We start from the raw sequence: 20,345 nt of genomic DNA on the forward strand, positions 1-20,345 counted from the left end.
TATTAAATCGTGAAAATAATTAATTCCGAATTCTGCACGTCGATGCCCTCATAACAACTTTGAAGCCATTCTTTACCGTAATCGCTGTAGAATACCGAAAAGTTATAACTCCTTTCCTGCCAGTTTTTCCCGGGATGAATGGTTAAAAACAGATTTTCCAAGCGCTGTAGTTTCTCCTTCTGCTTGATTTTTTCCGCACGCAAAAGGCGTTTTCGCATCCGTATAAAAGATTTTAACTGTCTTGTTTTCTCCGCTTTTACCAGGTTTCCAAAGGTTGGATCGGTTTTTTCGGCGCTCGAGGCCAGTTCCTCGAAATGTTCTTTCAGAAAAGATTCATCTTTATTCAGCAACGAAAGCAGATCGTTATTTTTCAGTAAAATCTCTTTGGTGACTTGCGCAAAATTTTTGAAAAAATCCTCAATTTCTAAACCTAATTTCTGCGCTTTTGATATGGTTTTCTCCGTTACAAAAAGCATGGAGTTCCGGGGAATAAGAAGCGGAAACGGAAGAGCCAGGAAATTAAAATAATCTTTCAGTTCCAGCCAGTACATTATTTCGGCATTTCCGCCAATGTATGCGAGATTGGGAAGAATAGTTTCCTGATAAACGGGCCGCATTAAAGCATTTGGACTGAATTTTTCGGGATGTTCTTCCAGTTCGCGCAAGAGCTCTTCCGGCGAAAATTTTATTTCTGTATCAACAATGTTATATTTATCGTTGGCGAATTCAATTCTGTTGCGTGTTTCCGAGAGGTAAAAAAGGTTGATTTCCCGCGGATTTACTTGAACTTTTCCATATTCGGTGGCGAGGTGGTCGACCGTATATTTTGTGGTTTCGAACAAATTTTGATGCAGCAGTTCATTTCTGAAAGTATCTTTCATCTGCGCTTTTAAGGAAGCATCATCACCATCGATGATGAGCAAACCGTGCTCCGCAAATAATTCCTGCACTAAAATGCGCGTAGCTTGCGAAAGGGAATTTCCTTTTTTGTAGGCTTTCTTTAAAAGTAAAATCAATTCCGTCCCAAAAACTGAATCTTTAAATTCTTCTTCGAACTGCGTAATAAAAAACTGATCGTCCACGGTAATATTTCCAACAGCGCCGCCCGATTTTGCATGCGTTTCGTAGTATTGGCTTTCCGTTTTAAAATGGTTGATCTCTTCAAAATCGTGATCTTCGGACGCCATCCAAAACACGGGAACCGTTTTTCTTGCGGGAAACTTTTCGTTGAGAAAGTCCGCCAGTTTGATGGTCTGCAGAATTTTATAAATAAAGAAAACGGGACCGCTGAAAAGATTAAGCTGATGACCGGTTGTCACCGTGAAGGTATTTTGATCCGTCAAAAAGTTCAAATTTGCATTTTGCTTTTCGGACAGGGACGAAGTGGAGTGTTGCTTTTTTAAAACAGCGGACAATAATTCTCTTTTCGCGGCAGAAAAAGAGTTTTCCTTCTTCTGAAACTGGTTTTCAACATTTTTAAGATTAAAAACTTGCTCTTCAAAAGCCGGAATTTTCTGCGTCAGGAAATCTTTGATGAGCTTCGGAATGCCGTCAATATTTAAAAAAGATATGGTGGAAATTTTTTTCAAAATAATTTAGGAGAATAAGTACCAAACAATTCCCAAATTCAGGCGGAAATCGTAGATTGGATAATTAGGTGCGGTAAAGGATCTGTTTTTCATAAACGTATTGTTAATATGCTGCGCTTCGATAAAAAAGAACATGCGCTTTACTTTCATGTTGAAATAAACATCGGCGATAGGTTGCCCACCGATAGACGTAGAGGAGGAATTCGGTAAAATAAATTCGTTCAACACGGGGAAATATTCGCGCGAAGCAAATTTGGTGAAATAATAAACCTTAATCCCGGCCTGGATTTCTGCGGCGTCCTTAAAGGCTTTGGACTGCCAGTAAAGGTTTGCTCTGCCGATAAAATTGGGCATGGGCAAAAGATCTTTATTGTTGATGGCACTTTGGAACAGCACTTTCGGATTCAAGTGAAACTTGCCGTAAGAAAAGGTTGCTTCGCCACCGATCTGAGAAATATTCAAAGCGACACTGCTTTGCCGGGGAAGCGCCTCTGCATTCAGATAGGTGTAATGATCGATCCGAAAATAGGTACCCGAAAGAATCGTGTTGAACCATTTCAAATTAACGTCGCCGCCAATCTGCGTCACAGTTTCATTGTCTGGATTTTCCAGATAATAATTAAATTTTCGGTACACCGACGGATTCAGGAGCAGATTAAAACTGGGAGAAGCACTTTGGAAATTTACTTTTGCCTGCACGAAATAATCTTTCACGGGTTCGAATTTCAGCAAATTCTGAGAGCGGAAATAACTGCCAAATTCGCTGCCGCCCGATATTTCGAGATTGGAGTTGAGCGCTACTTTATTCCAAAGGTTAATTTGAAGATTTCCGACGGCGCCAATTCGGCTTTCCGAAAGTTCCTGCGGAATGTTAATATAATCCGGTAGGGCTCTTCCGAGGCCGAGTTTGATGTTCTGGTAACGAACGCCGGCGTCCAGCTTAAAATTTTCTTTATCGAAAAGCACGCTTACTGTATTGCTTAAATTTGTGGAGTATTTTTTGGAAGAAAGCGGATAATCGATGAGATCGGCTGGAACATCGAAGTAGAAAGGTTCCGCTGCGGATTGATTATAGTAGTATTTATTGGCTTGATGAAAAATAGTATGACGAATTTTGAAGGGAAATTTTTCCGAAGCAAAAGGCCGAAACTGATGGCTGAAATAATAACGGCGGTACGCAAAACGCGAATCCGAAGCCGTAAGATTCACGGGAAGATTTAAGCGGTTATCGAAATCGTCGCTCTCCAAAAGCGTGACATCCGCAACACCGCCATTTTCCTGATTGTTTACATTTTGATGGATATAATGCGCAAAAGCCTCGTACTTTGAGTTTGCAGAGGTATAGTGCCCCGAAAAGCTGACCGTATTATTGGAGGCGAGGGAGTTCTGATATAACCCGAGAGAACGCAGACCCATATATTCCACCGCAAAATTAAAGTTTTTGCCAATATTCTGCGTGTAGGTAGATTGCAGTGCAGCACCGCTGCTCACCGCATTATGATAAATAAAAGCGACGGTTGGCGTTTTTACATCGTAATATTTAATATCATTAATCCCGAGAATGAAGTGGGATTTTTTAGCAGGAAGCAGGGCAAGATTCTGCTCTGTATTTACATCGAAGACCAGATCCTGAAAGCCGGACCCGATGTTGGCGAACTGAATTTTACCAAAATTATCTTTGTTGTTATACTGCGAAAAAATAAAAGTTTTATTCGGTGTAAAGGCCGTGTCGAAAATTTTCTTTTCGGACAACTGGGTTTGAAAAGTGTAGTCGTAAATGGTGGGTTTAAAAATCGCAAGGGAATCTTTGCGGCCCGAGTCGATAACAAGACTATCGTTATCCACCTGGTTGGAATCGGTTTTATTAACAACCTGTGCGCGGACAAAATAAGCGCAGAAAAAAAGACAAAGAAGAATATATTTCATTTATTTGCTTTGAGGTACAAATGTAAGAATTATGAGGAAATAAAAACCCCTGCGCAGCGCAGGGTTTAATTTTACGATTGGTATTAATTAATAAGAGTTTTGTTTAGGATTTGCATGATTTATCAACTCAGCCGTAAGTGATCACAAGATTTTATGTTCAAGCTGTCTTTATACATCGATCCAGGCTGAAAAATATTATTTACAACTGCACTATTCTACCCTTCTTATATTCAAAAAAAACAAGGCTGCTTAAGAGCAACCTTGTTTAGACAAGTAATTAGTCATTAACTAAAAATAGTACAAGACTTAATACCCAGGATTCTGAACAATGCCTGGATTATTATCGATCGCTGTTTGAGAAATCGGAAGCTGCCATTTATAACTTGAGGCTTCCAGGTTCCGAACATTGGCAGGGTTTCCACTACCATCTGCGTAAGGACCATAAGCGGATCTTTCAATCGGCAGACCCAATCTTTTGAGGGTGAAGAATCTATCCGTTTCGAAAGCAAGCTCCAAACGACGCTCGAGCATAATTGCATTCAAAAGGGCGACACCAGCTTCCGTTCCGTCCACAAAATCACTGTAACGCTGTGCACGCAATTTGTTTAATAAGAGTAAAGCACCAGCTTCATTGCTTTTCTTATACATTGCTTCCGCAACATTTAATAAAACTTCTGCAGATCTAATAACTTTAACGTCAACTGCTTCAACAGGTTTTCCGGTTGCTTGTTTATATTTAATGACGTTGTTATAGATATTACCGGAAAATTCTGAGGTATTGATGTAAGAGCTTTTTCTGATATCGTTGTTAGCGAATTTTGTGAAAAAATCATAATCAACAACATACTCGCTTTTAATCTGTCCTCCTACTGTTTGATTGTAAGCGGATCCCGTCTTGATATTCTCCAGACTTGAGTTTAGGACTTTGAATAAAACGCCATCACTTGAAGTGTCATTCCAAATATTTTTGAAATTCGCGATTGAACCAACACTTGGGCTTAACTGTAATGATTTTTGTCCCCAAAGGATGGTATTATCATAATCACCTTTGTACAAGTATACTCTGGAAAGATAACCTTGCACTGCAGCTTTATTTAGTTTACCTACGGTTGTTGACTGTGTGATATTCTGCTCTGCGAACAATAAGTCGGCCAGTATTTTATCATAAACTTCGTTCACGGTTAAATTACGGGTAACAAGTTGAAAGGGATCATACGTATCAACGTAAGCAATACCTAAAGAACTTCCCGCGTCTGCAGACTGCGTTGGTATTTTAGCGTAACTTCTTACGATATCAAAATGAGATATTGCACGAATACCACGGGCTTCAGCTTCAAAATTATTTCTTGCTGCGCCTGCAGGTAAGTTTTCCAATTTAGACAAAACGATATTTGCCCGCGCAGCTACTGCATATCCTGCCCCATAAAGAGAGGTCACTGCACCCACGTTTCCGGCGAAAGCCAAGTTAAAGGCATCACTGTTCGATCTTCTTCCCTGAGGATTTTGAATTAAGTTATCACTAATAACATCGGGAATAATCAACTGTGTGTTGTCTCCGGAATAGTATCCTGCGATTTTGAAACCGTCATACGCATAATCTAATCCTTTTCTGAAATCACTTTCAGTAGTATAATAGTTGTCAACAATTATTTTATCATTTGGCACGACATCCAACTCGTCTCTACAAGACGTGAGTAAAATGAGCGTGGAAAATAATATCTGTTTTATTACTTTGTTTTTCATAATTGATTTTTTTTAAAAATTTACTTGCATCCCAACTAAGAAGGTTCTCGTATTAGGATAGTTATAAAGAGAGTAAGAACCTGGTACAAATGCACTGTTGTTAATCTGCGTTTCAGAGGCTACACCAATTTCAGGGTCTCCTTTGTAATCTGTCCACAGAGCCAAATTCTGACCTGATCCGTAAATTCTGATGCTTTGAACCGGGATTAAAGGCCCAATAAAACTTTTGTTAAACGTGTATCCAAATTCCAGGTTACGAAAACGAATAAAATCAGTTTTCTGAAGGAATTGGTCAGTTACCTGTAGTCCATCTGTATTAGGTGCCGGCAAAAGGGCGTTGTCGCCTGGATTTTTCCAGTAGTTAAACGCATCTGTACTTAGGTTGTAATTGTAACCGCCAAAATCTACTGCGTTTAAATATAAAAGATTAACACTGTAACCTCCCTGTTGAAAAGTAAAGTCGGTGTTAAGATCAAAACCTTTATATCTGAAAGTAGCACCAAATCCACCATACGCACTTGGCAAAGTAGATTTACCATCTAAAAACTGAGCGTCCCCGGAACTGTAAACATTGGTTACGCTGCCATCTAATTTGTAATATAGAGCATCTCCATTTTGAGCATCTACACCTGCACTTTTAACCAGTTTGAAAATAGTAGGTTCATATCCCACAGACATAAATGTATATCCATCTAAACTCAACTGCGTGTTGGCTTTATACAAGCTCTCAACATTGTACTTAAGCAGTGAAACGTTTCCTCTTAAAGTAAAATCAAAGTCTTTGGTTCTAATAACATCAAAACTCAATTCTGATTCGAAGCCTTTAATTGTAATATCTCCGGCATTTGCGATACTGTTGTAAAGGTATCCGCCTGCTTCCAGTGGTGTATTTGAAATATTGTAAATAAAATCGTTTCTGTTGTCTTTAAAAACTTCTGCGCTTAATCTTAGTCTTCTATTGTACATAGAAAGATCAATCCCTAAGTTCTGAGATTTTTTAGATTCCCATTTAATATCGCTGTTACCTACAAAGTTACTTGGTCCTGATGTAGGATCGCTGCCGTAATCTCCGGAAACCACCGAAATAAGGTTTTGATAGTCCAATAATGAACTAATTAAACCGGTTGTCCCGATACTATATCTAAATTTAATATCGTTGAAAAATGGCACATCGAAAAATGATTCTTTCGCTAAATTCCAGGCTGCGGAAGCTGACCAGAAATTACCGTATTTTTCTTTACCAAATCTTGAATTACCGTCTCTACGAATGGATCCAGATAATAAGTACCGATCGTTATAGTTGTAATCTAAAAGTCCTAAATAACTTTCTGTTCTTGTAGAAAGCGTATTACCCGTGATGGAAGCAGGAGTGGAAGCAGAACCAATATCTGTAATTTCAGGTCCCAACATCACTCTTTTCGTCCCGGATAGAGAGCCGTAATCATCTTTTGTAAATTCCATTAAGGCAACCGCAGAAATTTTGTGATCACCAAAGCTTCGGTTAAAATCTAAGCGGTTGTTAAATACATAGCTGTAAGCATCTGATCTCGTATCTCTAATTTGACCATCCGGCACACCGTAAACAGTAGCGATGTCTGATCCTTTGCGTACTACATACTTATTTTTTCTTAAATCGTAAATATTACCAAACGTCGTTTTAAAACTTAAACCTGATAAAATTTCGTAAGTCGCAGCAGCCTGTCCTGTAAGTCTGGTTCTCCAATCGGTTGTCTGTTCATTTCTCCGCAAATCAATTGGGTTAATTGAATTTACCGTAGGATTGAATGATCCGTCCTCCAAATAAATTGGCTCGTAAGGATTCAAAGTATACAAAGAATAGAAAGGGCTCAGTGCATTATACGAAAATCTTTGGTCATTCGTAATCGTATTAATTACAGAAAAATCAAAGCTCATTTTTAATTTATCGGTAATGGTCTGATCGAAGTTAAATCTACCGTTATATCTCTTGAAACCTTCTAACTCCTGTAGGATTCCACTATCGGTATCATATCCAAGTGAGGCGTAATATTTATTTTTATCACTTCCACCGGTTATCGATAGATTGTGGTACTGGATGGCAGAATTTCTAAGGATATCTTTTTCCCAATTATGAGCCTGTGACAGTAATGTCGCCTGCTCCTCCGCAGTATAAACAGGATTGGAGTTTACACCTAGAACTGACATTTCATTTTCGTACTGAATTTTTTCAGCAGCATTCATCATCGTGAAGTTCTTATCCTTTGGCTTAAACCCAAATCCGAATCGTGTATCGTAACTTATTGCAGGTGTGCCAGTTTTACCACGTCTCGTCGTAACAATCATTACTCCATTTGCAGCTCTTGACCCGTACTGAGCAGAGGCAGCGGCATCTTTAAGCAATGTTACACTTTCAATATCGGTAGATGGAATTGAATTAAATTGTCTTTGCGTCATGTAGATACCATCTACAACAAAAAGAGGATCTGATGCTCCCAGTACGGCAGAAACGTTCACGGCACCTCTAATTCTAATAGAACCTGCCTCTCCCGGCTTACCAGAATTTGCACCAACCTGGAGACCAGACATTTTACCCTGAAGCATATTGGATACCCCGGTACTACTTGCAGACATCCTTTTCAGTTCATCACCATTCACCACAGATACGGCCTGAGTTATTTCGTCTCTACTTTTCTTAACAACTCCGACTAAAACAACTTCCTCAATTTCTTTTGTTTTAATTGTATCATTCAGATTCTGCTGAGCGAAAGCAACTTGTCCTAAAAAAAACAGTGCACCAGCGCTCAATACTTTTAATTTCACATTCATATTAACAAATTTTAATATTTAATTGGCAAAGGTGTTAATTAAAATTAACATTTCCAAGCGAAAGTCAGTAAATAACTTTTTATAAAAAATTTACCGTAAATTCTCATTATAATTACTCCCAGCTCATCTATTCACTTATTAGATTCAGGTCGTGGTGTCTCAAAGCATCATATAAAATAAGTTATAAAATTCGATAGAGTTCATTGAAACTAAAAACCCTATAAAAAAAGACTGCAATTAAAAATTGCAGTCTTTCCAGTTTAAATTTTAAGTTTCTTTTTTAATATCCCGGATATTGCGTTAAGTTCTCATTAGCGTTAAGCGCGCCAGCTGACATTGGTAAAACAAATAATTTATCATTGGGCGCTATCGTGCAGGTTACCAAACAGTTCGAAGGTCTGTTAAGGCCTAGGTTATAGCGCTTAAGATCGAAAAACCTTTGGCCTTCAGCATAAAATTCTTTTGCACGCTCCTCTAATATATCATTCTGCAAATCTGCTCCCGTATATGTGACACCTCTTCGCGAAGTTGCAAATGCATTCAACTCGTCGAGAGCAGCACCGGTTTGTCCCAGTAAATTAAGGGCTTCAATCCTATTTAAATAAGCTTCCGAAAATCGAAGTAATTTAATGTTTCTGAAATAATTTCCTTCATCTGTTAAACGCGGATATTTATTTGTCCAATAACCTTTGGGGGTGTCCACATTAGGAGTTCCTACAGTAATTAAAAGCCCAGTTGTAGGCGATCCTTTGCGAACATCGGTATCTGCCAAACTTCCATATAAGGTTTGATTGATCAAAAGACATCTTTTCGCGTCGATTCTGTTGTAAAAGCCTGGTAAAGATAAATTTGCGCCAATTCCGTTTACAAGGTTGGTAGAGGAGGAAAGATCCAGCTCCCAAACGGTTTCCGGTTGTTCTTCGGAAAGCGTCGAGTTTGAGGATGCAAAATAATTGGTGTAAGTACTAAGATTGATCGGCACGCCGGGAACCACATTAAATGCATCCACAGTTTTAGCGACATTTATGACTTCCGTTGCAGCATCCAAGGCCAGTTGGGCGTCCCCAGCAGCTCTTCTGGTGAGATAAACCCGCGAAAGTATTAGTCGGCCGGCGTCTTTTCCTAAAAGTGTTTTTGACGAAGGCATTGCATCTGCTCCTTCAATTCCCTCTTTTAAATCGGTAATTATTTGGTCGTAAACGGCCGCAACCGTAGATCTTGCGGGTTGAATGTTTACATCGTAATTTCCTAAAACGATGGGTACGCCATATTCCTGATTGACACCCGAGGTCGGGGACGGACTGAAAAAATTAGTCAATGTGAAGTATGCTAAACCCCGAAGAATTTTAGCTTCGCCCTTCATTCGGACGGTCTTCTCGCTGGAAGGAACATTGGTATTATTTATTACAAGATTGCACCGCAAGATGGTATTGTATAATCCACCGTACAAACCGCTGAATTCCTGCTGCTGCAAAGCACTAAAATTATAATTAAAAGTATCTAAAAAAGACGGGTTTTGTAAGGATACAAAAATTTTGTCTGCCATTATATCTCCAAACAAGGTGGCTTTAGTACCAAAAACGTTTACAGAAGAAGCTGTTAAGTATGCACCATTCAGTATTTGCTGCAATTGATCTTCTGTATTAATATTTGCTATTTCGTCTGCCTGTGGCGGAAATAAATCTAAATCTCTTTCACTACATGAATTATTTGCGCTAAACAGAAATAATGCAGTGATAATTAATATATATTTTTTCATTTTAAAATTATTTATGTATTAAAAACCAATTTGAATGCCCATGGAAACGGTTTTAATAACTGGAGATGCATACCAATATCTGCCCTTCCCCAGCCAGGAATATGAATTTGACGTAGATTCGGGATCGTAATTTAAATCTTTATCAAACACATAGGTCAACAAATTTGTAGCTCGGGCGTACACCGTAAAATTTGAAATACCTGTAGCATTTTTAAAGATTTCGCCAAATGAATAAGCTATACGCGCCTCTTTCAGTCTAATATGGTCTCCTTTATTTAAAAATCTTGTCGATTCAAGTCTGGAATTACTTGGATTGCCTAATACTGCTTTTGGATTGTCCACACTGTAATTCTCGGCACCTGGCGCATCCGTCCAACTGTTATACAACGCGTCGGAGATCTGATTTCTTAAAGGAAATCTGCCGTCATGAATGGTGTAAGAATGAACGCCATTTTGCACTAAAAAGTCGAATTGACCGGAAATTAAAAAACTTAGCGAAACATTTTTATATTTAAATTCGTTAGTAAGCCCGATGTTATAGGTTGGGAAGGCATTTTTTCCAATCCAAACTCGTTCTGCGTCGGTTTTAACATTTGTAACTTTTGTTCGAGACGCGTCCGTATACCATAAAGCATCGCCTGCCTGGATGTTATTCTCCTCGTCGGCGGCCTGTGCAACACCAGCCCAAACCAAAGTATAATATTCACCAAGAAGATGGCCGGGAGCTACAGCAACCAGTTCATTACTATCGTCTGCCGTATCGCCCTCAAAAGTTTTTAAAGGCACACTGGATTTTTCTACCTTCGATTTACCGTAAGACCCATTGGCATTTACGGACCAGGAAAAATTACTGTTTCTTATTGGAACGGCATCAATAACCACCTCAAACCCTCTGTTTCTGATATCGGCAGCATTTGCGAAATACTCGTCCGGGCCCCCGCTTTCTAACGCCGGAAATTCATAGAAAATGGCTTTGCTGGTTAGTTTGTCGTAATAATCTAAGTTAAACTTTAAACGATCATTATAAAATCCGAAATCCGCTCCAATGTCCAAATGTTTAGATTCTTCCCAAACAAGATCTGGATTACCCGTGTTGAAAATTGTGCCATAACCGCCGTTTCCGCCATATCCAATTGTATTGTCATATCGTATTGTCGCAATTTGATTATATTGATTTCCCCACTGGTCAGCATAAGGAATATTTCCCAATACACCGTAACTGGCCCGTAAAGTTGCAGAGGAAAATGCTTCCGGCATAAAAGATTCGTTTGCCGCATTCCAGGAGCCACCCAAAGACCAAAAATTTCCCCATTTTTTATCGCCTAAAGTAGAGTTTCCGTCCCGACGTAATTGTCCGGATAAGGTGTACTTCGTATCCAAAGTATAATTCAAACGGCCGAAATAGGAAATCTGCGTCCATTCGTAAAAAGTATTATCTGTTCGAACCTCACTTGCATACTGAAAATAGGGTCGCGGATCATTCTGCGTGGTACTGAAGGCAAAGATGTTGTCATAAGTATGATCCTGATATTCACTTCCGATATAAGCTTGAATATTATGGCGGCCATTAAAAATATTTCGGTAACTCACTGAGTTTACCCAGTTATAATCGAAAATTGTCGTACGGGCCTCACCAAGAAATCCCTGGTCATCATTCATTCCAATATAAACCGGATGCCCTTTTAAACCGTAGTTCAATTCTTTCATAAACTGGACTTGAACCCCAAAAAGCGAATTAAAATAGAAGTTTTTCACGAATTGGTAATCCATGTTTACAGAGCCGATAATCGTATTAATGGAAGATTTTGTTCCGGTTTCGTTCAAAATTGCCACCGGATTCATTCCCTTGGTCATCTCATTGGCATCTGCGGGCCACGAATCTTCATAATAGGAACCGGAACCATCCGGATTATAGATGGGTCTTAAGGGTGAGAGTAAAATTGTTGACGTCACCGGATTGGCAACAGACCTTCCTCCAAAATAGGTCGCCCGTTTTATATTGGAATAATTTAAATTTAAACCAAATTTTAATTTATCCGAAGCTTTGTGATCAATGGCAGTATTTACACTTATACGTTCAAATTTAGAGGATTTTACAAGCGGTAAATTTTCGTAATACGTTCCGCCAATCCGAAAAGACGTACTTTCACCACCGCCGGACGCCCCAAAATTATATGTATTTACAACGGAGGATGTTCTGTTTACCGCTTTTGTCCAATCGGTATACTCACCTGTTGTTTTGGCGGGCGCTTCATCCGGAATATAATTATCCAAATAATATTGCGTGGCCTCGTCCAGATTATTAAAAGAGAGAGTGGCCGGCAATCCATTGCCCTTCTGGGAGTTCCACATCAAAATACCGCCATATTTAATATACTCATCACCCGTCATGAGTCGAAGTTTATCAAATGCTCTGGACTGCACACCGGTTTCGGTAGAGAAATCAAATCTTGTTTTCTGATTAAACTTTCCTTTTTTCGTCGTAACCAAAATTACTCCATTTGCACCCCTGGAGCCATACAATGCGGTAGCCGAAGCATCTTTTAATACCGAAACATTTTCTATCGCATTCGGGTCTATGGATGCTAAAGGATTCCAGGATTCCATAAACGAAGCGTTATCTGCACCTTTTCCGATGATAACGCCGTCAATTACATACAAAGGGTTAGGCGTTCCAATTAAAGAACTTACGCCTCTGATCGTAATAAGATTTGAAGAACCGGGATCTCCACTTGCTGCAGAAAAGTTAAGACCGGCAACTCTGCCATTTAACACTTCATCTACAGAAGAAAACGGCGTGGATTCAAAATTTGCCTTGGAAACAATATTGTAGGCACCCACTTTTTGGGCAGGATCCAACTTAATTCCACCAACTAATACTACCTCCTCAATTTCTTTTGTTTTGGTAGCAGTATCTCTTTTTGCTTTCTGAGCCATTACCGTGTGTCCGGCGAAGAACAAAACTGCAATGGTTAAAACGTGTAATTTTATTTTCATATTTACAATTTTAAAAAGCAAATATGTTAATTTAAATTAACATATACAAGACAATATTCTGAATTATAGAGAATATCTGTATAATCCTTCAAGTAACCTTAATTTTATTAACAATTCATTATGTATTATTTACTAATTTCCGCCAAAATACCTACTTTTCAATTATTACCTATAATAACGATAATCACGGGAAAACCTCACCAATATTGAACAAATCACAAAAAAACCCGCTTTTCAGCGGGTTTCTATAATTAGGTCTAAATTTTTATTTTAGTTTTTTCTTTACTGAAACTTCTTCATAGACTTCCAGGATATCACCAACTTCGATGTCATTGTATCCTTTAATATTCAATCCACATTCGTAACCTTTGGTTACTTCTTTTACGTCGTCTTTGAAACGTTTTAAGCTTTCGAGTTCGCCTTCGAATTTCACAATGCCGTCCCGCAGCAATCTGATTTTTGAATTTCTGGTCACTTTTCCTGTTAAAACCATACAACCTGCAATCGTTCCTACTTTCGTGATTTTGAAAGTTTCGCGTATTTCTACGTTACCAATTACCTGCTCTTTAATTTCTGGGGAAAGCATTCCTTCCATGGCTTCTTTTACCTCGTCAATCGCTTTGTAGATAATAGAATAGGTTCGGATCTCGATTTCTTCTTTGTCTGCCAATTCTTTCGCGTTTACCCCGGCTCTTACGTTAAATCCAATCATAATAGCATCGGAAGCGGCTGCTAACAATACATCGGATTCGGTGATCTGACCCACGCCCTGGTGAATGATGTTCACGCTGATTTCTTCTGTAGACAAACTTTGTAACTGATCGGAAAGTGCTTCCACAGACCCATCAACATCCCCTTTCAGGATAATATTCAGTTCTTTGAAATCTCCAAGAGCGATACGTCTGCCTAACTCATCAAGGGTAAGGTGTTTTTTCGTTCGGATGGATTGCTCTCTTTGCAACTGTTCTCTTTTAGTTGCGATGGATTTAGCCTCTCGTTCGTCTTCGAAAACGCGGAATTTATCTCCGGCAGTCGGCGCTCCGTCCAGTCCTAAAATGGTAACAGGAATTGACGGACCGGCTTCCTCCAGAGATTTTCCTCTTTCATCAAGAATGGCTTTTACTTTACCGTGGTTTTTACCGGCAAGTACGTAATCTCCTACTTTCAACGTTCCGCTCTGTACCAAAATGGTTGAGATATAACCTCTTCCTTTATCCAAAGAAGCTTCAATTACAACCCCTTGTGCATTTTTATCCGGGTTTGCTGTCAGTTCCAACATTTCTGCCTGAAGAAGAACTTTCTCCAACAATGCATCCATATTGTTACCAAATTTAGCAGATACTTCCTGAGACTGCACGCTGCCACCCCATTCTTCTACCAAAACATTCATGGCTGAAAGCTGCTGGCGAATATTATCCGGGTTGGAGGTTGGTTTATCAACTTTATTTAAAGCGATAATCATCGGAACTCCTGCTGCCTGCGCGTGGGAAATTGCTTCTTTTGTTTGAGGCATTACGTCATCGTCCGCAGCGATTACAATAATCGCGATATCGGTAACCTGTGCACCTCTGGCTCTCATCGCGGTAAACGCTTCGTGACCCGGAGTATCGAGGAAGGTAATTCGCTGACCGTTTTCCAGTTTTACGTTGTACGCTCCAATATGCTGCGTAATTCCACCGGATTCGCCAGCGATTACGTTTGTTTTTCTAATGTAATCCAGTAAAGATGTTTTACCATGATCTACGTGACCCATTACGGTAACGATTGGCGCTCTGGCTTTAAGATCCTCGGCAGTATCTGTATTTTCTTCGATAACAGATTCTTCAAGATCGGCATCGGAGAATTCAATTTTAAATCCGAATTCATCCGCAACTAATAAAAGCGTATCTGCTTCCAGACGCTGATTCATCGTTACCATTACTCCCAAGGAGAAACATGCGGAGATTACTTCGGTAGGCGAAACGTTCATCAAACTTGCCAATTCACCAACGGTAATAAATTCCGTTACTTTCAAGGTTCTGTCTGCTGCATCCATTTCCTGCTGCATTTCGTCCTGCTCTCGTCTGTAAACCCTCTTTTCTTTTCTGTATTTTGCCCCTTTATTCTTACCTGCTTTGCTGGTTAGTTTTTCCAGGGTTTCTTTAATCTGATTTTTAACCTGCTCGTCGGTTAATTCTACGGGCATTGAAGGTGCGCCCCGTCGGGAACCGCCTGGTCCTGATGGTCGGTTGTTGCCGCCCTGATAGCCGCCCGGTCGGTTTTGTCCCGGTCCTGAAGGTCTGTTTCCACCTGGCCCCGGAGGTCTGTTACCGCCCGCACCAGCAGGTCGGTTGCCCTGTTGATTTCCACCCGCACCTTGCGTCCCGGCACCAGGAGTTCCCGGTTTCTCAATACGTTTTCTTTTTTTCTTGGCTGCAGCACTGTTGGCGGAAGGCTTGGGTTTATTGAACTGAGAAAGATCAACGGTCTCTTTCAGGATCTTCACACCGCCCAGCTTTTGGTACACCGTTTCTATTTTTGTAGATTCCGGATTTTCACCATCTGAAGGGATAATTTCCTGCGCCGGAGCTGCAGGAATTTCTGCAGGTGCAGCAGCTGCTGCAGGGGTCTCCACTTTCGGAGTCGGAGTATCCTCTGCTTTCGCAGCAGGTTTCTCTTCTTCTTTTTTCGGTGAAGCAGATTTTGAAGATTTCGATTTATTTCCTTCAATTTGAGAAAGATCAATTTTATCTAAAATCTTGAATTCCTGTTTTTCAGGAGTCGTAAGAACAGTAGGAGTTTCTTTCGCAGGAACTTCCTCTTTCACTTCCGGTTGCGCCGGTTTTGGTTCCTGAACTTCCTCTTTCTTTGCATCAAGATCGATTTTGCCCAAAACTTTTGTTTCGGGTCTCAGGTTTGATTTGGCTCTTATTACCTCAGGTTTGGATGCTTCAATTTCCAGTTTTTCTTCCGGAACTTTTGCAATCACCACCTCATGAGAAGCTTTCCTTTGTTCCCCGTCTTTGCGGAACTCCGCTTCCAATGCAGAATATGCCGATTCTTCCAATTGAGCGTTCGGGTTACTTTCTACTACGATTCCCTTGGACTGCAGAAATTCCACAAGTCTTGTCATCGAAATATTAAATTCCTTAACCGCTTTGTTTAATCTAATTTTTGGCATGTATATTTTATACTTTTATTTAAATTTTTGTAAAGTTAAATTATTTTAACTTGATTGATGATTTTTCTGAAGTTTAGTCTTCAAATTCCGCTTTTAAAATCAGTTTTACTTCTTCGATGGTTTCTTCTTCCAAATCTACCATTTTTAAAAGTGCCTCTGTATCCTTATCGATGATACTTTTTGCGGTGGTAAGTCCCACCTTTTGGAACTCATCAATAATCCACTGTTCAATATCACCTTCTTCCGTTCCTAAAAATTCTTTCAATTCAACATCATCATCTTCGCTGGACTCTCTGTGAACATCGATTTCGAAGCCGCTTAACCATGATGCCAAACGAATATTCTGCCCTTGTTTACCAATAACTCTGGAAATTTCTTCCACCGGTGTGTACACCATGGCGTAATTGGTTTCGAGATTAATGTCAATTTTATTGATGGTGATGTTTCCTAAAGCCCTTTTCACCATAATTTCAGGATTTTTGGACCATTGGATCACATCGATGTTTTCGTTCTTCAACTCGCGGACAACGCCGTGAATTCTGGATCCTTTCACACCCACACATGCTCCAACCGGATCAATCCTGTCGTCGTAAGCATCTACGGCAATTTTTGCTTTTTCTCCCGGGATACGGACCACTTTTTTCAAAATAATTGTTCCGTCCTGAATCTCAGGGATTTCCAGTTCAAGCAATTTCTCCAAAAATTTCGGAGCAGTTCGCGAAACGATGATCTGAGGCTTGGAGCCTTTGAAATCCACACTTTCAACAATCGCCCGGATATTTTCTCCTTTTTTAAAGAAATCCGACGGAATCTGATTTTCTTTTGGCAAAATAAATTCGTTATCCTCATCATCCAGCAAAATCACATGTTTGTGACGGATGTGGTGAACCTCGCCCGTAACGATTTCCCCGATTTTATCTTTAAACTGCTCATATAAATAAGCATTATTATGTTCCTGAAGTTTAGTTGCTAAAATTTGCTTCAACGTTAAAATACTTCTTCGCCCCAACTGCGCGATTGGAATTTCCACGGTAAAATCTTCACCAACTTCGAAAGTTGGGTCGATTTTTTTGGCTTCAGAAAGTTCAATTTCCAGATCATCATCTTCCGACATATCGTCTTCTACGATGGTTTTATTAAGAAAAATCTGAAAATCTCCTTTATCAGGATTTACAATAACGTCGAAATGATCATCGGAATCGAATCTTTTTCTTAATAAAGTCTTTAATGAATCTTCAATAATCGCCATCAGGTCAATTTTGCTGATGTTTTTATCTTCTTTGAAATCGCCAAATGCTTCAATCAATGCTAAACCGTCCATTTATCTTCTGTTTTATAAGTGATGAATGATGCGCGGGAGGATATCTCGGCATCGTTTTTATTTAAAATTTTACTGCAACAAGTGCTTTCTTTATATCGGTGTATGGGATTTCTCTTTCTTCCACAACATCTACTTTTCCTTTCCCTATTTCTTTGGGTTTCCGGTATTTTAAAATTAAAGTAACCTTGTCGTCTTCTACTTTAATCAATTCTCCTTCAATTTCTTTGTCATCCGCAAGTACGATTTCCAGTTCACGGCCGATATTTTTCCTGAACTGACGCGGAGAACTTAAGGGTTCACTCAAACCCGCACTCATGACCTGAAGCGAGAAATCATGCTCCTCCCGATCCATATTATTTTCGATCGCGCGACTGGCATCCAGGCAATCCTGCAAGGTAACGCCCTCGTCACCATCCAGGATCACGGTGATGGCATCGGCAGCAGAAATTTTCAGATCAATAAGATAAAGATCTTCCCTTTCTGCGAGAAAAGTATTGAGTAATTCTTCGATTTGCTGTCTAAATTCCATAACCTTAATTTGCTTTACGAAAAAAGGCATTCTTGCGAAGGCCTTTTCATTATTTCCGTAATTCCGATGCAAATATACACAATTTTGATAAATCCGCAAAATACCTTCATCTTAATAATTGAGTGCCAACTCACAAGCAGGAAAATTATTTATATTTGCGATAACATTTTAAAAAACTGAAACTTTGAATATAACGATTGTTGGGACCGGATATGTGGGACTGGTTACAGGAACCACTTTGGCAGAACTGGGAAACACGGTGTACTGTGTGGATATTGATGCGCAGAAAGTAGAAACGATGAAGAAAGGAATTGTGCCGATTTACGAACCGGGTCTGGAAGAAATGTTTCTGCGGAATATTCAGGCTCAGCGATTATTTTTTACAACGGAACTAAAAGATGCCCTGGAAAAAAGCGAGGTGATTTATTTAGCCCTGCCAACGCCGCCTGGCGAAGATGGTTCCGCCGATCTTTCTTATGTGCTGTCCGTAGCGGATCAAATAGGCACACTGCTCACCGAATATAAAGTGATTGTCAACAAATCTACTGTTCCCGTGGGAACTGCAGATCTTGTGCGGCAAGCAATTTCCGAAAAAACACCGCTTGAGTTCGACGTTGTTTCCAATCCCGAATTTTTACGCGAAGGTTTTGCCGTCGAAGATTCGATGAATCCTGCGCGCGTGATCGTAGGCAGCGAATCTGAAAGAGCCAAAGAAATTATGGGAAAGATTTATCAGCCTTTTACCAATATTGGAATTCCGATTATTTTTATGGATGAAAAATCCTCGGAACTTACGAAATACGCGGCGAATTCTTTTCTGGCCGTGAAAATTACCTTTATGAATGAGATTGCCAATTACTGCGAAAAAGTAGGCGCAGACGTCGATAAAGTCCGTCTGGGGATGGGTTCGGACGACCGAATCGGGCATCGATTTCTTTTCCCCGGAATAGGTTACGGCGGGAGCTGTTTTCCGAAAGATGTGAAAGCTCTGATCCGATCCGGAAAACAGGAAGATTTCGATTTCCAGATCTTGGAAGCGACGGAAAACGTCAATCAGGCGCAGAAAATCATTTTGGTTTCGGAAATAGAAAAATATTTTGGCGGAAATCTTCAGGGTAAAAAGATTGCCTTATGGGGATTGGCCTTCAAAGCAAATACTGACGATGTTCGCGAAGCTTCTTCGTTGGACAATATTAAAATTTTATTGGAAAAAGGCGCAAAAATTACCGCGTACGACTCCATTGCGGAGGAAAATGTAAAGAGGATTTTGGGCGATAAAATTTCTTACGCCTCGGAGATGTACGCTGCCCTGGAAGATGCCGATTGCTTGCTGATTGCGACGGAATGGAGCGAATTTAAAAATCCGAACTTTCAACTGATGGCGAAAAAGATGAAGAACAAGGCGATTTTCGATGGCAGGAATATGTTTCCGCTGGAGCAGGTGGAAGAATCCGGTTTCTATTACAAATCGATCGGCCGGAAAACGATAGCATAATTTTTCGCCTATATAAAACACACCCTTTTGAAATTAAATTTATTTTCCAGACTCCTGTTCGCAGCGTTGTTGGCATTTACTGTCAACAGTTTTATCTATTTTTCGTTTGGAAATATTTACTCTTCGAAGATTTTAAATTACGCCGGTTTTTCAGAGCAGTTTCAGTCCGGAATTTACCAGTACCGCATTTTAAGCGCCTATTTTCTTATATGGATTTACGATCTCTTATCGGGTTTAAACATTGATTATCAATTATTTAAATTGCACTTTCTGCGGGACGATGCCGAACCGCAAATGTACCTTTCTTTCTATATTTTGAACACCATCTTTTTGGTTTTCATTGCAGCAGTAATTGTTTTAATCAGCGACTTTAAAAATTTTGTTGCCACGCCGTCAGAAAAAATACTGCTGATTGCAGTAACCGTCTTTGTGCTGGCGTTTTCGCAGTTTGTAATTGTCCCATACGATGTTTCGAGTTACTTTTTGATGTTGCTCTTTTTTTACGTCCTGATGAAATATTTAAAAAATAATTCACCTTTAAATCTCACTCTGCTTCTCCTCATCCTGATGATTTCAACGCTCAACCGCGAATCTTCCGCCCTTTCGCTTTCACTTGCAGCCACACTTTTATATGTTAAGTTTGGAACGACGAAAAAAGCGATTTTCCCAATTCTGGCACTCGCAGCCGGATTTATCGCGGTGTATTTGGGCATGCGGCTTTTTCACGAAAGTTTTTCGACGAACGACGGAAATCTGCTGCGCGAAAATTTCACGCAACCGAAAAATAGTTTGGGACTGCTTTTTTGGGTCGTTTTTTTTGTTTTTACCCTGATTATTGCAAAAGACCGCCGTGCGGTTCAACTCATTTTGCTTTTTCATCTGCTGTCGCTTCCGTATATTTTGATGTGCTTTTATTCGGGAATTATTTACGAAATCCGCCTTTATGTTCCGATTTTTCTTACTTCGCTGCTGCTCGGCAGGCTGGAGGTGCAAAAGAATTCATTAATTTAACTTATTTTTG

The 20,345-nt window shown here is 39.9% G+C and carries 11 protein-coding genes; 2 read left to right on the forward strand and 9 right to left on the reverse strand.

Annotation, left to right across the window (positions count from 1 at the left end):
* Window positions 1-2: 2 nt before the first annotated feature.
* The 9 genes from bshC to rimP form a co-directional block, all read right to left on the reverse strand.
* Entirely contained in the window at window positions 3-1,589 is a 1,587-nt protein-coding gene (bshC, locus tag L0B70_RS04440) for a bacillithiol biosynthesis cysteine-adding enzyme BshC (protein ID WP_235143088.1), read from the reverse strand.
* A gap of 6 nt (window positions 1,590-1,595) precedes the next feature.
* Window positions 1,596-3,515, reverse strand: a complete 1,920-nt coding sequence (locus tag L0B70_RS04445; RefSeq protein ID WP_235143089.1) for a putative porin — start codon at window positions 3,513-3,515, stop codon at window positions 1,596-1,598.
* Between the two features lie 306 nt (window positions 3,516-3,821).
* Window positions 3,822-5,258: a RagB/SusD family nutrient uptake outer membrane protein gene (locus L0B70_RS04450; protein ID WP_235143090.1), complete on the reverse strand. Its 1,437-nt coding sequence runs from the start codon at window positions 5,256-5,258 to the stop codon at window positions 3,822-3,824.
* A gap of 12 nt (window positions 5,259-5,270) precedes the next feature.
* Window positions 5,271-8,063 carry a SusC/RagA family TonB-linked outer membrane protein gene (locus L0B70_RS04455; protein ID WP_235143091.1) on the reverse strand — a complete coding sequence of 931 codons (2,793 nt, stop codon included), beginning with the start codon at window positions 8,061-8,063 and terminating at the stop codon, window positions 5,271-5,273.
* A gap of 280 nt (window positions 8,064-8,343) precedes the next feature.
* Window positions 8,344-9,822, reverse strand: coding sequence for a RagB/SusD family nutrient uptake outer membrane protein (locus tag L0B70_RS04460; protein WP_235143092.1), 1,479 nt, complete (start codon window positions 9,820-9,822; stop codon window positions 8,344-8,346).
* Between the two features lie 18 nt (window positions 9,823-9,840).
* Window positions 9,841-12,819 (reverse strand): SusC/RagA family TonB-linked outer membrane protein, encoded by a 2,979-nt coding sequence (locus L0B70_RS04465; protein WP_235143093.1) that lies wholly within the window; start codon window positions 12,817-12,819, stop codon window positions 9,841-9,843.
* Between the two features lie 265 nt (window positions 12,820-13,084).
* On the reverse strand, window positions 13,085-15,979 hold the full coding sequence (gene infB, locus L0B70_RS04470; RefSeq protein WP_235143094.1) for a translation initiation factor IF-2: 2,895 nt from the start codon (window positions 15,977-15,979) through the stop codon (window positions 13,085-13,087).
* A 73-nt stretch (window positions 15,980-16,052) separates the two neighbouring features.
* The gene (nusA, locus tag L0B70_RS04475; RefSeq protein ID WP_235143095.1) at window positions 16,053-17,300 is read right to left on the reverse strand and encodes a transcription termination factor NusA; all 1,248 of its coding nucleotides are present in this window, start codon (window positions 17,298-17,300) and stop codon (window positions 16,053-16,055) included.
* 61 nt (window positions 17,301-17,361) lie between these two features.
* Window positions 17,362-17,829: a ribosome assembly cofactor RimP gene (rimP, locus tag L0B70_RS04480; RefSeq protein WP_235143096.1), complete on the reverse strand. Its 468-nt coding sequence runs from the start codon at window positions 17,827-17,829 to the stop codon at window positions 17,362-17,364.
* 184 nt (window positions 17,830-18,013) lie between these two features.
* On the opposite strand from rimP, the gene L0B70_RS04485 reads away from it, so the two are divergent.
* Both L0B70_RS04485 and L0B70_RS04490 read left to right on the forward strand, forming a co-directional pair.
* On the forward strand, window positions 18,014-19,324 hold the full coding sequence (locus L0B70_RS04485; RefSeq protein ID WP_235143097.1) for a UDP-glucose/GDP-mannose dehydrogenase family protein: 1,311 nt from the start codon (window positions 18,014-18,016) through the stop codon (window positions 19,322-19,324).
* A 27-nt stretch (window positions 19,325-19,351) separates the two neighbouring features.
* Window positions 19,352-20,335: a hypothetical protein gene (locus L0B70_RS04490; RefSeq protein ID WP_235143098.1), complete on the forward strand. Its 984-nt coding sequence runs from the start codon at window positions 19,352-19,354 to the stop codon at window positions 20,333-20,335.
* Window positions 20,336-20,345: the final 10 nt, after the last annotated feature.

It is taken from the genome of Kaistella sp. 97-N-M2 (assembly GCF_021513235.1).
Lineage (GTDB): Bacteria > Bacteroidota > Bacteroidia > Flavobacteriales > Weeksellaceae > Kaistella.

Excerpts from the sequence above, each read along its gene's own strand:
- rimP (WP_235143096.1), bottom strand. The coding sequence starts at position 17,829 with ATGGAATTTAGACAGCAAATCGAAGAATTACTCAATACTTTTCTCGCA.
- nusA (WP_235143095.1), bottom strand. The coding sequence starts at position 17,300 with ATGGACGGTTTAGCATTGATTGAAGCATTTGGCGATTTCAAAGAAGAT.
- L0B70_RS04455 (WP_235143091.1), bottom strand. The coding sequence starts at position 8,063 with ATGAATGTGAAATTAAAAGTATTGAGCGCTGGTGCACTGTTTTTTTTA.
- L0B70_RS04450 (WP_235143090.1), bottom strand. The coding sequence starts at position 5,258 with ATGAAAAACAAAGTAATAAAACAGATATTATTTTCCACGCTCATTTTA.
- L0B70_RS04465 (WP_235143093.1), bottom strand. The coding sequence starts at position 12,819 with ATGAAAATAAAATTACACGTTTTAACCATTGCAGTTTTGTTCTTCGCC.
- L0B70_RS04445 (WP_235143089.1), bottom strand. The coding sequence starts at position 3,515 with ATGAAATATATTCTTCTTTGTCTTTTTTTCTGCGCTTATTTTGTCCGC.
- infB (WP_235143094.1), bottom strand. The coding sequence starts at position 15,979 with ATGCCAAAAATTAGATTAAACAAAGCGGTTAAGGAATTTAATATTTCG.
- L0B70_RS04460 (WP_235143092.1), bottom strand. The coding sequence starts at position 9,822 with ATGAAAAAATATATATTAATTATCACTGCATTATTTCTGTTTAGCGCA.